At 35.3% G+C, this 14,640-nt stretch carries 9 protein-coding genes; 6 read left to right on the top strand and 3 right to left on the bottom strand.

What is annotated here, in order from left to right; translation table 11 throughout:
- Positions 1-21: 21 nt before the first annotated feature.
- Positions 22-3,756: a metallophosphoesterase gene (locus FLA105534_RS11890; protein WP_173966340.1), complete on the top strand. Its 3,735-nt coding sequence runs from the start codon at positions 22-24 to the stop codon at positions 3,754-3,756.
- A gap of 225 nt (positions 3,757-3,981) precedes the next feature.
- Here the strand turns inward: FLA105534_RS11890 and FLA105534_RS11885 are convergent, their stop codons facing one another.
- On the bottom strand, positions 3,982-4,842 hold the full coding sequence (locus FLA105534_RS11885) for an SdiA-regulated domain-containing protein (RefSeq protein ID WP_173966339.1): 861 nt from the start codon (positions 4,840-4,842) through the stop codon (positions 3,982-3,984).
- Positions 4,843-4,979: 137 nt separating this feature from the next.
- Positions 4,980-6,032, bottom strand: a complete 1,053-nt coding sequence (locus FLA105534_RS11880) for a hypothetical protein (protein ID WP_173966338.1) — start codon at positions 6,030-6,032, stop codon at positions 4,980-4,982.
- Positions 6,033-6,142: 110 nt separating this feature from the next.
- Here FLA105534_RS11880 and FLA105534_RS11875 point away from each other — a divergent pair, with 110 nt between their 5' ends.
- The 3 genes from FLA105534_RS11875 to FLA105534_RS11865 are packed head-to-tail and all read left to right on the top strand — an operon-like array spanning position 6,143 to position 10,264.
- Positions 6,143-7,054, top strand: coding sequence for an ABC transporter ATP-binding protein (locus tag FLA105534_RS11875; protein WP_173966337.1), 912 nt, complete (start codon positions 6,143-6,145; stop codon positions 7,052-7,054).
- 3 nt (positions 7,055-7,057) lie between these two features.
- Entirely contained in the window at positions 7,058-7,894 is an 837-nt protein-coding gene (locus FLA105534_RS11870; RefSeq protein ID WP_173966336.1) for an ABC transporter permease, read from the top strand.
- A gap of 15 nt (positions 7,895-7,909) precedes the next feature.
- Entirely contained in the window at positions 7,910-10,264 is a 2,355-nt protein-coding gene (locus FLA105534_RS11865; RefSeq protein WP_173966335.1) for a T9SS type B sorting domain-containing protein, read from the top strand.
- 111 nt (positions 10,265-10,375) lie between these two features.
- On the opposite strand, the gene typA is transcribed toward FLA105534_RS11865, so the two are convergent.
- Positions 10,376-12,172 (bottom strand): translational GTPase TypA, encoded by a 1,797-nt coding sequence (gene typA / locus FLA105534_RS11860; RefSeq protein WP_173966334.1) that lies wholly within the window; start codon positions 12,170-12,172, stop codon positions 10,376-10,378.
- A 168-nt stretch (positions 12,173-12,340) separates the two neighbouring features.
- Between typA and FLA105534_RS11855 the strand changes: the two genes are divergently transcribed.
- Together FLA105534_RS11855 and FLA105534_RS11850 are read left to right on the top strand one after the other, a co-directional pair.
- The gene (locus FLA105534_RS11855; RefSeq protein ID WP_173966333.1) at positions 12,341-14,050 is read left to right on the top strand and encodes a PAS domain-containing sensor histidine kinase; all 1,710 of its coding nucleotides are present in this window, start codon (positions 12,341-12,343) and stop codon (positions 14,048-14,050) included.
- 5 nt (positions 14,051-14,055) lie between these two features.
- Positions 14,056-14,469: a response regulator gene (locus FLA105534_RS11850; RefSeq protein ID WP_173966332.1), complete on the top strand. Its 414-nt coding sequence runs from the start codon at positions 14,056-14,058 to the stop codon at positions 14,467-14,469.
- Positions 14,470-14,640 lie beyond the last annotated feature (171 nt).

Genomic DNA, 14,640 nt, shown 5'->3' with positions numbered 1-14,640 from the left:
ATATTTTTACACCACTAAATTATGAAATTGTTTTTGGATAATCATTTTATTGCGAAAATTAAAACTTGTTCTTTGGCAATAACGGTATTGCTGCTCTCCTATTCCTGTGCGACACACAAAGCACAATACGGTAAAAATGTCAGCGCTAACGAAACGGAAAACGCAACAGATAGCATAAAAATTGCCCACACTTTTTATTTAGTAGGAGATGCCGGAAATGCCGACGAAGAAAAAGCACAACAAACACTTGAACTACTGCACCAAAAACTAAAAAAAGCAAGTAAAAAATCGACTTTACTTTTTTTAGGAGATAATATTTATCCGAAAGGTTTTCCTGCTAATGATAATGCTACAGAAAAGGCTTTGGCAGAAACAAAACTTACCAATCAGTTAAAACTCACCAAAGGATTTAGAGGAAAAACCATTGTTATTCCCGGAAACCACGATTGGTACAACGGTATCAAAGGTCTGGAACGTCAGGCCGAATTTGTGACTAAATATTTAAACGATAAAAAAGCCTTCCTGCCCCGAAAAAGCTGTGCCATAGAAGATGTAAAAATAGACAGTACAGCAACTTTAGTAACTATTGACAGTGAGTGGTTTCTGGAAGACTGGGACAACCATCCCACAATCAATGACAATTGTGACATCAAAACCCGAGAGGATTTCTTTGACGAACTGGAAAGCATCCTGAATAAAAACCAGGAAAAAACAGTTATCCTTGCTATTCACCACCCTCTGATGAGCAACGGTTCGCATGGCGGACAATATTCATTAGAAAAACAATTGTTTCCTTTAGAACAAAAAATCCCGCTTCCGGTAATTGGTTCTATCATTAATTTACTGCGAAAAACTTCCGGTGCCAGTCCACAGGACATTCAAAACAAACAATATACGATTTATTCCAAACGTATTAAGACACTTTTGCAAAAGCAGAAAAATGTAATTGTAGTTTCCGGACACGATCATAATCTTCAATACGTCAACAAAGAAAACATCAAGCAAATTATTAGTGGTGCAGGATCAAAATCTGAAGCTGCAAGAGCAATCAATTCAACCGATTTCTCTTATGGAGGAAATGGTTACGCCACTTTAACTTTATTCAAAAGCGGAGACGCCAAAGTTTCTTTCTTTGGAAATGAAAACAACCACGAAAAATTACTTTTTGAACATGAAATCATAAAAGCAAAAGAAATCAACTGGGCTGCTGATATTCCGAATAATTTCCCTGCTAAGATGACCACTTCCATCTATTCTGAAAAAATGACTCAAAAAAGTGTATTCCATAAATTCCTTTTCGGAAATCATTACAGAAAATATTACAGCTTACCGATCGAAGTTAAAACGGCAACTTTAGACACTTTAATGGGCGGGCTTAAACCTATTCGTGAAGGCGGCGGACACCAGTCCAAATCCTTAAGAGTATCTGATCCTAAAGGCCGTGAATATGTGTTGCGTGCATTGAAAAAAAGTGCTACACAATTTTTACAGTCCGTAGCCTTTAAAGATCAGTACATTGTTAATGATTTTGAAAACACTTATGCCGAAAACTTTTTGTTAGACTTCTACACAACCTCTCATCCTTATACTCCTTTTGCAGTTGGCAATCTGGCGGACAAACTAGGATTGGCGCATACAAATCCGATTATATATTACATTCCGAAACAAAATACTTTAAAAGAATTTAATTCGAATTTTGGAGATGAGTTGTACATGGTCGAAGAAAGACCTGCCGACAATCATCTGGACGGTAAAAACTTTGGAAATCCAACAGATATCATAAGCACATCTGATATGATGAAAAACCTTCATAAAGATGAAAAATACACGATTGATGAAAACGAATACATAAAAGCACGTTTGTTTGACATGCTGATTGGCGATTGGGACAGACATGATGATCAATGGCGTTGGGGTGAGTATAAAAAAGACGGAAAGATTACTTACAAACCAATTCCACGCGATCGCGATCAGGCTTTTTCGAAATATGACGGTACTTTACTTTCACTGTTGATGAACATTCCTGCGCTGCGTCACATGCGTACATTCAAAGACAAAATCGACAACGTAAAATGGCTCAACAGAGAACCTTACCCACTCGATTTGGCATTTTTAAGAACTGCCGACGAAAAAGACTGGATCGCTCAGGCAAAATACATTCAGGAAAACCTAACCGATGCTGATATTGACACTGCCTTTAAAAACCTGCCAAAAGAAGTTCAGGACGAGACTATTAAAGACATACAACAGAAGTTAAAGAGCCGAAAAAAAGAACTTCAAAAATATGCTTCCGAATACTTTGATGTTTTGAGCCATACGGTGATGATTGCCGGAACGGATAAAAAGGACAAATTTGTAATCAATCATAGCGCTAAAAAAACGCTGGAAATTAAGGTTTTCAGAATAAAAAAGGAAGGTGACGAATTAGTGTATACCAAAACCGTTACAGATGCCAAAACTTCCAATTTATGGATTTACGGTTTGGACGATAACGATGTTTTTGAGGTAACAGGCAAGCAAAAATCAAACATAAAAATTCGTTTGATTGGCGGACAAAACAATGATACTTATAACATTGAAAACGGAAAAAGAGTTATTGTCTATGACTTTAAATCAAAAGAAAACACCTATAATCTGGATTCAAAAACGCGAACGCAGCTGACAGATGATTACGATGTGAACTTATACAATTATGAAAAACCAAAATACAATGTGGTTTCGGGACTTCCAAATATAGGATACAATCCTGACGATGGTGTAAAACTTGGTTTTAACTTAAACTACACCATCAACAATTTTAAACAAAATCCATATACACAAAAACATGTTTTAAACGGTTTTTATTATTTCGCAACAGGAGGTTTAGAATTTAATTATGCTACGCATTTTCCTGGTTTGCTTGGTAAATGGGTTATTGACGTTGAATCTCTGTACACAACTCCAAATTTTGCAATGAATTATTTTGGATACGGAAATGAAACTGTCAATAATACAGAACAATTTGATATGGATTATAACCGCGTTCGTATCCAGAAATTTAATGTTTCGGCAGCGATCAGACATGTCGGACAATATGGAAGCGAGTTCAGCATCCAACCCATGTTCCAACAAATGAGAGTAGAAGAAACCAAAAACCGATTTATTGACATTCCTAACATCATCAATCCAAATGTTTTTGAAAGCCAGACATTTGGTGGAGCAAAAATCAAATATCAGTTCAAGAATTCTGATTTTGCCGCGAAACCAACTTTGGGGGTTACTTTCATGATCTCGGCAGCGTGGTTAGCCAATCTAAATGAAACCAAGCAAAACTTCCCTACTCTTGAAAGCCTTTTAGGATTTACGCATAAAATTGATTCTAACGGAAAGCTGGTTTTAGCTACTCTTTTAAAAGGAAAAGCACTGCTGAACAATAATTATGAATTTTATCAGGGCGCTGCTTTAGGTGGTGATACCGATCTACGCGGTTACAGAAATGAACGCTTTTTAGGAAGCTCTTATTTTTCGCAAAGTACCGACTTACGATTCAGTATTGGTAAAATTCAAAAAACAATTGCTCCGTTCACTTACGGAATTCTGGGTGGTTTTGACTACGGAAGAATATGGCTTGATAGTGAAAATTCCAGAAAATGGCATCAGGATTACGGTGGCGGACTTTGGCTGAACGCAATCAATGTGCTAACCGCAAGAATCACTTATTTCAAATCTCCAGACGAAACAGGAAGAGTCATTTTTGGAGCGGCTTACAGCTTTTGATTTTATAGGGACTAAGGGACTTAGGTTCTAAGGTACTGAGTTTAAAAATTAGCCATGAATTCACGAATTTTAATTTCTTAAATCATTCGTGAATTCATGGCTAACTTTTTTTTAAGATACTAAGATTCTAAGCTTTCTTTCCTGGGATTCAAAAATGATGCAGTAAACTAAAATTCGTGAATTCGTGGCAAAAAAAACTTAGAGCCTCAGCACCTTAGTACCTTTTTATTTTAGCTTAAACTCATAAACATTTCCACCAGTCTTATTGGCCTTCTCATCGGCTATCAGCAAGGTGTTATTGTCTTTAAAAACGATGGCTTCTTTTTGTGAAAAGTGATCCAGTTTAATTTCGGTTTGAGATCCTTTATGAAACAAATCGTTTTTATAGCCTTTAAACAAAACAATTTTATCATGACTTAATAAAACTACTTTTTTTCCGTCTGGACTAATTGTCGCACTGGTTAAAACACAATGATTGTAATTGTCACAAGTCTTAAACTCTCCAATTTTAGTAGCTTTTTGAGTCCCGGGCGCATTCAAAATTTTATAAACAAAAGCAGTTCCATCAAAATTTTTACTGCGGTTTTTGGTAAAAAGATAAAAGTAATTTCCATGTTCAAAAAAACCTTCAACATCATAAAACAGTTCTTTTTTCTTTGGAGGAAATTGCGTTTGTTCCGGGTATGAAAACGAAACTTTATACTCTGCCACTGCCTGATCTTTATTCAACTGGTTCTTATTGACTTTATAAATACACAAATCTTTACGCTCGTTGTCGTTATTCCCAAAATCTCCAATATAGACATTCCCGTTTTTGTCTTTCGTAATATCTTCCCAATCTACATTTGTCGCATTTGAAATTGTGATTGCCTTTGCGATTTTCCCATCTGACTTTATCGCATAAATCTCATTTTTGTTACCACTGTCCTCTAAAGCATAAATTAAATTCGTTTCCGGGAAATAAGTAATTCCTGAAACTTCTTTTAGCTTCTTCGGAAGAGCGTAAAGTGTCTTTAAATTTGTATTTGACTGTTGCTGACAAGCCAATAGAGCGATAGAGATCCCGAGTAAAAAAACCTTTTTCATAATATTTTCTTTTTAATATTTTAATCGAACTAAGCCCTCCAAAATAAGCTAGGATTTTGTTTAGGCATTGTACCTGACGAACTAAAAATTCAGGTACTCACTATAAAATGCGATATAAATTGTAGTCCATTTTGTGCTTAAACCAAATTTGTATTTTTAAAATTACGTGTAATAAATTCAAATGCGGCAAACATAATGTGTCCCATCGATTTGGCATTCTTAAACTTCATATCATTGGTATAACGATACAATTCCATTTTTAGTTGATTCAAATGCTCTTCTGTTGAAATCGTATCATGACACATGATGTTCAATAGCTTTCTGATCCTGTTTTCGGCAGAATGAATACGTTTTGCCAAAATCGCTCTTTCCTCATCTTTATACTGAATAATGGATCGGTCTTCTAGTTTCTCTTTAATCAATTTTATCATTGGATAATTTTCTTTAAAAAACTGCGGCCGATAGACTTTAAAGTTTCCTTCGTAACATTGCTGATCAAAATCAATTGGCCGTATTTTATAGACCACCTGATCAAAATCATGAATGGGTACAATCACATAATTGTAAGCCCGCATATCTCCTAAAAGCCTGATCATGCAACGTTCGTTGAACTTCACAAACTCTTTTGCAATTTGCGACTTTTCCATTTCCGTACAACTATCCAGTAAAGTATCCATAAAAACATCACCCGGAATCCCGATAATGTGCTCCTCAATTAAAGTATCCTTAAAAACCAGAAAGTTGATTTTATCCGGCGAAAGAATATCTTCCAGCTCCAAACCGTAGATTCTTGAAGCATCTGCTTTTTTGATATAAAAATGAACATAGTTATCATTGAGAATATTACGAACTTTTATTCGGAAAGGTTTAGAATTTCCAAAAGTACAGTAATCAATTGCATCAATGTTTAAGTACTGAATGATCTCATTGTTCCCGTCAGAATGCAAAAGTGAATAGATTTTTTTAAGATTCAGATCGATTTCATTTCGCTCAAATTCACTATAATACACTCTAATCCATAAAGTATCCGTTTCGTTTTTATCATAAACATTTACAGAACCCGTAAATCGCAATAAATCATCATAGAACACAGATACTTTCGAAATACGTTCGTATCGCTCTAAATAGCTTAGCAGAGATGGCATTAAAGGATAGGATGGTTTTTTTAAAACCATTAAAGGTTCGCTCATTTTTTTGAATATCTTTATTACAAATTTACATGAATAGCCTGATAAAAATAAATTTAACGTAACAATATACAAGTTGAATCGTCATACATAAAACTAAAACCGAAATAAATTTGGAAACCATACTTACTATTGAAAATCTTCACAAGAGATACGGTCGCATTCAAGCCTTAAAAAATGTATCTTTTGAAATACAAAAAGGCCACGTTTATGGCATCTTAGGCCCAAACGGCAGCGGCAAATCAACCACTTTAGGAATTGTCCTGAATGTGGTTAACAGAACATCCGGAAACTACAGCTGGTTTGGAGGAAAAGTAGAAACACATGAAGCACTGAAAAAAGTAGGCGCAATTATCGAAAGACCCAACTTCTACCCGTACATGACTGCGGAAGAAAACCTGAAACTGGTTTGCAAAATAAAAAGCATCAATTATTCAAAAATTAATGAGAAACTTGATTTAGTAGGCTTATCCGAAAGAAAAGACAGTAAGTTCAGTACTTTCTCGTTAGGAATGAAACAACGTCTGGCCATTGCTTCAGCATTGTTAAATGATCCTGAAATTTTAATTCTGGACGAACCAACAAATGGTTTAGATCCGCAGGGGATTCACCAAATCAGGGATATTATCAGAAAAATTGCGTCACAGGGAACGACTATATTGTTAGCCTCTCACTTACTGGATGAAGTCGAAAAAGTATGTTCACATGTAATTGTTTTACGAAAAGGAGAAATTTTATACTCCGGTTCAGTAGATGGTATGTCTGCAAACGAAGGTTTCTTTGAACTTCAGGCGAATGATAATCTGGCACTAAAAACCATTCTGGAAACTCATCCGGCAGTAGAAAAAATCACAGAAGAAGACGGCAAAGTTCTAGTCTATCTCCACTCTGAATTATCAGCCTCGGAACTCAATCTCTTTTTATTTTCTAAAAATATTGCTTTAAGTCATTTGGTAAAACGCAAAAACAGTTTAGAAGCACAATTTTTAGAATTAACCCAGAACGCAACTATCCAAAACAACTAGACCATGAACAGACTAATCTCTATAGAACTACAAAAAATCTGGAAAAACAAAGCCAGCCGTATCCTAACTTTAACCTATTTCGTACTGCTTTCGTTTATTGCTTTAATAGCCTCAATAAAATTTGACATAGGTCCATTCAAATTTCATGCGGCAGAAATGGGGATCTTTAACTTCCCATTTATCTGGCATTTTAATACCTATATAGCTGCTTTACTTAAACTTTTCCTGGCAATTGTCATTGTTTCGATGATGGCCAATGAATACAGTTACGGCACTTTAAAACAAAACTTAATTGACGGTTTAAGCAAAAAAGAATTCATTTTATCAAAATTCCTGACAGTCATATTGTTTGCATTAGGTTCGACTATTTTTGTGTTTATAATGAGTTTGATTCTTGGATTTTGTTTCTCATCGTATACCGAGTTTGACGTTATTTTTATGGATTTAGATTACCTTCTTGCCTTTTTTGTAAAACTCTCCGGTTTCTTCGCATTTTGTTTATTTTTAGGGATTCTGGTAAAACGTTCTGCTTTTGCTTTAGGTTTTCTTCTAGTGTGGAGTATTATTGAAGGAATTGTAAAAGGCCTTTTGATCTTTCAGATTTTTCCGGAAAGCCAAACTGGTCACACCATAATGAAATTTTTCCCTCTGGAAGCCATGTCAAACCTAATTATTGAGCCTTTTACAAGGTTATCGGTAATCAGATCTATCGGAACACAAATAGGGGTTGAAAACACTAAAGATTATGGTGTACACTATACCTCAATTTTAATCGTTTTAATCTGGACATTCTTATTTGTTTACTTTTCATACAAACTATTAAAGAAAAGAGATTTGTAGTATATTTGCTATACCATGAAATACTCTAAAGCCTTATCGCTAGTATTTTTTCTGTGCTTGTTATCTGTAAAGATAGAAGCGCAGAATATTACTGTAGACGATTCCAGAACTCCCGAAGATTTAGCAAAAAACATTTTAATAAACAGCACTTGTATTGATATTAGCGCTGTTAATGCAACCGGAAACCCGGCAAATACGGGTAAAAGTTATGCCTATTTTAATTCAGGTGGCGGTAGTTTCCCGTTTTCAGGAGGGATTATTTTAAGTACATCACCAAGTAAAAATGCCGAAGGACCATTTATAAGAGCAAACTCCGAAGGCAAGACCAACGACAGCTGGCTAGGTGATGTGGACTTAAATAAAGCATTAAACAATGTGGAAAGCCAACACGCAACTGTCCTTGAATTTGATTTTGTTGCGCTAACGAACTCTATCAGTTTCAATTATATTTTCGCATCAAACGAATATCAGATATTTTATCCGTGTAAATACTCAGATGGATTCGCTTTTCTAATTAAAGAAGCAAACACGAGTGATCCCTATAAAAACTTAGCTGTTTTACCTAACACTACAACACCTGTTTCATCTACAACGATCCATGCCAAAATTGAGCCCTACTTGGCAATTGGTGTAAACGAAAACGGCTGCCCCGCTTTAAATGAAAAGTTCTTCAATGGCTATAATACCGTCAACAGTCCTATAAATTATGCCGGACAAACCGTTGTTATGAATGCTCATTCGCAAGTCGTACCAGGTAAAAAATATCACTTAAAACTGGTAATTGCCGATGATGAAACAGGGCGATACCCCTCAGCTGTTTTTATAGAAGCCGGAAGTTTTACCTCGACCATAAATTTTGGAGCAGACAGAACAATTGCCGATAAGAACCCGGCCTGTTTTGGTGAAGGCATTGTCTTAGACACACATCTTGACAATAGTCTCTACACTTTTAAATGGTTAAAAGAAAACACTCCTAACAATTATGTAGAAGTTTCTCCCGCAGAAACTGGCTCTACCTATACCGCAACAGCTACAGGAAATTATAAAGTAGAAGCCACCCGTGATGGCACCACTTGTGTTGCTACCGGACAAATTAAAATTGAGTTTGCAACGGAAATCTTATCGACCAGCACCTCATTAACACAGTGTGACGATAACGCGGACGGAGTATCAATCTTCAACCTCACAAAAGTTGCCAACCTCATTAAAAATAATATTGCCGAAACACTGAACAAAGGATACTACGAATCATTAGCAGATGCGCAAGCTAAGACCAACGCAATTCTGACACCTGAAAAATACAGTAATAAATCCCAAAATGAGGTTATTTTTGTCAGACTTGAAAATCAATACGGCTGCTCTAAATTTCCAGAAGTAACATTACAAATTTCCAACACTCCAATTGCCAGTCAAAATCCTTTCACCACTTGTGACAAAGATGAAAAACAAGACGGTCTATCCCAATTTGATCTTAATGCCGAAGTTACACCTCTAATTGCTACAGGTTTACCATCGGGATTGACTTTTAGCTACTTTTTAAACACCAACGATGCTTTATCAGACACAAATGCATTACCAAATATCTTTAAAAACACTACTGCTTTTACTCAAATAATTCATATAAAAGCCACAAATGGACCAGATTGTTACGATATACTTCCCATTACCCTTGTTGTAAATACTTTCGATCCGCCTAACTTCGAAGAGGAATCAAAATACTTGTGTAAAGAGGAACCGATTACCTTAAGTGCTGCCAGCGGCTTTGCCAGCTATTTATGGAGCACCGGAGACACCTCAAACTCCATTACTATAAACACAGAAGGTAATTATTCAGTGCTTGTAAAAAATGCAGACGGTTGTGAAAAAACCAAAAAATTCAAAGTAATACTTTCAGAACCTGCAGTTATAACTGGTGCATCTGTAAAAGATTTCTCCGGTGATGAGAATTCAGTTTTAATTCAATACACAGGGGTTGGTAATTATGAATTTTCATTGGATGGAAGTTTTTTTCAGGATGCCCCATTATTCACTAATGTCAGACCCGGAGTTTACAATGCTATCGCAAGAGACAAAAACGGCTGCGGACCATCAAACCAATATCAGGTTTACATTGCAGACTACCCAAGATTCTTTACTCCAAATGGAGATGGTTATAATGATTTATGGTTAATTAAAAACTCCGATCAGCTTCCGGTTTACAAAATATTCATTTTTGATCGTTATGGAAAATTACTCAAACAAATGGATCAAAATACGCTGGGCTGGAACGGCCAGTTTAATAATCAGCAATTGCCAGCAGATGACTATTGGTTCAACCTTCAATTTGTTAATGGCAGAGTCATAAAAGGTCACTTCAGCTTAAAAAGATAAATTACACAACTTCCGATTGGGTATTCGAAATACCCGTTTCACCCAAAATATTGAGCAATAAAAAAAGCCATTCGAAGTATCGAATGGCTTTTGTTTTATTTACAGGATAAATTAGATTTTAAATCTTTTTCTATCCGTTTCAGTCAAATAAATCTTTCTAAGACGAATAGACTTTGGAGTAACCTCTACATACTCATCTTTCTGAATGTACTCTAATGCTTCCTCTAATGAGAAAATGATCGGAGGAATAATTCTCGCTTTTTCATCATTTCCAGAAGAACGAACGTTAGATTGTTTTTTCTCTTTAGTTACGTTTACACACATATCATCACCACGAGAGTTTTCACCAATTACTTGCCCTTCGTAAATTTCGGCATTTGGCTCAACAAAAAACTTACCACGATCTTGCAATTTATCGATAGAATAAGGAATAGCTTTTCCTTTTTCCATAGAAATCAATGAACCTTTGTTACGTCCGGCAATTTCTCCTTTGAAAGGCTCATATCCAATAAAACGGTGTGACATAATAGCTTCACCGGCAGTAGCCGTAAGCAATTGATTTCTTAAACCAATAATTCCACGTGATGGAATATTAAATTTAATGATCATACGCTCGCCCTTAGTCTCCATACTTAACATTTCACCTTTACGAAGTGTTACGAACTCAACTGCTCTACCTGAAAGATTTTCTGGTAAATCAATTGTTAATTCCTCAATTGGCTCACATTTTTTACCATCAATTTCTTTAATGATAACTTGTGGCTGACCAATTTGCAACTCATAACCTTCTCTTCTCATTGTCTCAATAAGAACAGACAAGTGAAGTACTCCACGGCCAAAAACCATGAATTTATCTGCAGAATCAGTTTCACCTAGCTTCATTGCTAAGTTTTTCTCTAATTCTTTTGTCAATCTTTCTCTAATATGACGAGAAGTTACAAATTTACCTTCTTTACCAAAGAAAGGTGAGTCATTGATTGTAAACAACATACTCATTGTAGGCTCATCAATAGCAATAGAAGCTAAACCTTCAGGGTTTTCGTGATCTGCAATAGTGTCACCAATTTCAAAACCTTCAACACCAACTATAGCACAAATATCTCCTGCAATTACTTCCGGAACTTTTTTACGTCCAAGACCTTCAAAAGTGTGTAATTCTTTAATTCTTGATTTCGTTACAGCACCATCTCTTTTTACTAAAGATATCGGCATACCTTCTTTCAAAACACCTCTCTCTAAACGGCCAATAGCGATACGCCCGGTAAAAGCAGAGAAATCTAAAGATGTAATCAACATTTGTGGAGTTCCTTCAGAAACTTTAGGAGCAGGCACATTGTTTAAAACCATGTCTAATAAAGGCTCGATGTTTTCTGTTTGGTTTTTCCAATCGTCAGACATCCAGTTGTTTTTAGCAGAACCGTAAACCGTTGGAAAATCCAATTGCTCTTCAGTTGCTCCTAATTCGAACATTAAGTCAAAAACTTTTTCGTGAACTTCTTCCGGAGTACAGTTTTCTTTATCAACTTTGTTGATAACTACGCATGGCTTAAGACCTAAGTCAATCGCTTTTTGTAATACGAAACGAGTTTGTGGCATTGGACCTTCAAAAGCATCCACTAGCAAACATACACCATCGGCCATGTTCAATACACGTTCTACTTCACCTCCAAAATCCGCGTGGCCAGGAGTGTCAATAATATTGATCTTTGTTCCTTTATATTGAACCGATACGTTCTTTGAAGTAATAGTAATACCTCTCTCACGCTCTAAATCGTTATTATCAAGAATTAAATCACCTGTGTTTTCGTTGTCACGAAATAATTGACAGTGATACATAATTTTATCAACCAAAGTGGTTTTACCGTGATCGACGTGGGCAATAATTGCAATGTTTCTAATAGATTCCATCTGTGATTTTTAATGGGTGCAAAGGTACACTTTATTTTGATATAAAAAACGTTTCTGCGATAGTTTGCGTAGAGACAAGTAATTAGTTCCCCAAAAACAATGTAAATTTAAGTCTAAATTGAACTTTTCTTATTGTTTAATTATAGTTAAATTAACTATATTTGAGTGATGAAAAGTAAAACTCTACAAATTACTCTAGTTTATATTATCATATCGTTATTTGTGGCAATCATCTGTCATAAATTACTCACAACTTACTTTTCAAAGACCGATTATTATACTGTTTTTTTCTTAAAGGACATTTTCTTCATTTTAACTACGGCCTTGTTTTTCAAATACATACTTTCTAAAAACGAAAGAAAAAGCATTACAATTTTCAAAAAACTAAAAGAAACAAACGAAGAAATAAAAGAATCAAACGAAAAATATGACATTGTTGCTAAAGCAACAAGTGACACAATTTGGGACTGGAAAATCCAGGAAGACAGCATAAACTGGAACAAAGGAATAGAAAGCGTTTTTGGATATAATCCGAAAGAAGTTGGAAAAACATCTAAGTGGTGGTTTGACAAAATACATCCCGAAGACAGCATCCGAATGTCTATCAAACTATACTCTTTTATTGAACAAAAAACAGAAAAATGGCAAGACCAGTACCGTTTTAAATGCGCAAACGGGAGCTACAAATACGTTTTAGACAGAGGTTTTTTACTCAAAGATGAAAACGGAAGAGCCATACGAATGATCGGAGCCATTCAAGACATCACCAAACAAAAGGAAGAAGAACAGCGTTTAAGACTTCTAGAAACAGTAATTACACAATCTAAAGACTCAATATTAATAACAGAAGCCAATTCAACAGACCGAAAAATACCTAAAATTGTTTATGTAAACCCTGCTTTTTCACAAATGTCAGGATATTTATCAAATGAAATAATAGGAAAATCACCAAATATTTTCAAAGGACCAAAATCAGATTCAGAAGAATTAAAAAAACTCTTAAAAGCTATAAAAAACGAAGAGGAGTGCTTAATCGAAACTATTACCTACACCAAATCAAAAGAGGAATATTGGGTACGATTTTCAATGATTCCCATTTTTAACACCGAAGGCATAATTTCACACTGGATTTCCATACAAAGAGACATTACAGACGAAAAGAAACTAGAAACAGAAAAAGAACACCTAATTCGTGAATTAACTCAAAACAACAAAGACCTAAAACAATTCTCCTACATTACTTCACACAATTTACGTGCGCCGTTATCCAACTTAATCGGACTCTTAAATCTTATCGAAGACATCCCTATTGAGAATGAAGAACTCGAAGAAATCCTTACTGGATTTACCAAATCAACACATTTATTAAACGAAACTATCAATGACCTCGTAAAAGTCATTATCATCAAGGACAATCCTTCAATGCAAAAAGAAGAAGTCTCTCTACAAGAAGTTTTCGAAAACGTATTTAGCCAGCTTTCTTTCCAAATCGAACTACACAAACCAATCATAAAACTCAAATTCGACAAAGTCCCGCTGCTAAACACAAACAAAGCTTATATCGAAAGCATTTTACTAAACCTACTAACCAATTCGATAAAATACAAATCAGAAAATAGAAAACTAAAAATATCCATTACAGCAGAACAAATCGACCACAAAGCAATTCTAACTTTCAAAGATAACGGAATTGGAATTGACCTAGAAAGAAACCGCGATAAAGTCTTTGGGCTATACCAACGATTCCACAACTACCCCGACAGCAAAGGTCTCGGCTTATACCTTGTAAAATCACAAGTTGAGACAATGGGAGGAACAATCAGCATTGATAGCGAAGTCAACAAAGGCACCACATTTACAATAACATTCAAAAACTAACTCATATGCTCGAGCAAATTTTATGTATTGACGATGATCCAATCACGTTGATGTTATGCAAAAAAGTAATTTCGAAGTCATCATTCTCCAACGAAATTATCACAGCTCAGAATGGAGAAGAAGCATTGCATCATTTCAACACACTTAAATACACCAACAATAAAAACAAAGCAAACAAAAAACCGGAATTGATTTTTTTAGACTTAAACATGCCGGTAATGGGCGGCTGGGAATTCCTAGATCACTTTACCTCTCCAGCTTACAAAGAATTCAATACCGCAAGTGTAATTGTGCTTTCTTCCACTATTGACCCAGATGACCTGGCCAAAGCTAAAAAATACCCCATTATAATTGATTTTCTTTCAAAACCAATTACTCAGCCTATGTTGGAATATCTTAAAAAGAAAATCGGAATCTAACCCTGCAATTCTAAATTCTAAATTCCAAATCTCAAATCTCAATCAAGCACTATTGGAATTTAGAATTTTTACGGATCAAGAACAAAACCTGGGGAGGAATGTCAAAATAAAATTAGAAATTTGTAATCTAAGAATTAGATATGACACCTATAGAGCTTTTAAAATTTATGC

It is taken from the genome of Flavobacterium collinsii, assembly GCF_902804485.1.
GTDB classification, from domain to species: Bacteria; Bacteroidota; Bacteroidia; order Flavobacteriales; family Flavobacteriaceae; genus Flavobacterium; species Flavobacterium collinsii.
The sequence above is the reverse complement of the archived record's forward strand: the minus strand, read 5'-3'. Positions and strand labels throughout refer to the sequence as shown.

Coding starts and splice junctions, on each gene's coding strand:
- FLA105534_RS11890 (WP_173966340.1), top strand. CDS start 22: ATGAAATTGTTTTTGGATAATCATTTTATTGCGAAAATTAAAACTTGT.
- FLA105534_RS11885 (WP_173966339.1), bottom strand. CDS start 4,842: ATGAAAAAGGTTTTTTTACTCGGGATCTCTATCGCTCTATTGGCTTGT.
- FLA105534_RS11880 (WP_173966338.1), bottom strand. CDS start 6,032: ATGAGCGAACCTTTAATGGTTTTAAAAAAACCATCCTATCCTTTAATG.
- FLA105534_RS11870 (WP_173966336.1), top strand. CDS start 7,058: ATGAACAGACTAATCTCTATAGAACTACAAAAAATCTGGAAAAACAAA.
- FLA105534_RS11865 (WP_173966335.1), top strand. CDS start 7,910: ATGAAATACTCTAAAGCCTTATCGCTAGTATTTTTTCTGTGCTTGTTA.
- typA (WP_173966334.1), bottom strand. CDS start 12,172: ATGGAATCTATTAGAAACATTGCAATTATTGCCCACGTCGATCACGGT.
- FLA105534_RS11855 (WP_173966333.1), top strand. CDS start 12,341: ATGAAAAGTAAAACTCTACAAATTACTCTAGTTTATATTATCATATCG.
- FLA105534_RS11850 (WP_173966332.1), top strand. CDS start 14,056: ATGCTCGAGCAAATTTTATGTATTGACGATGATCCAATCACGTTGATG.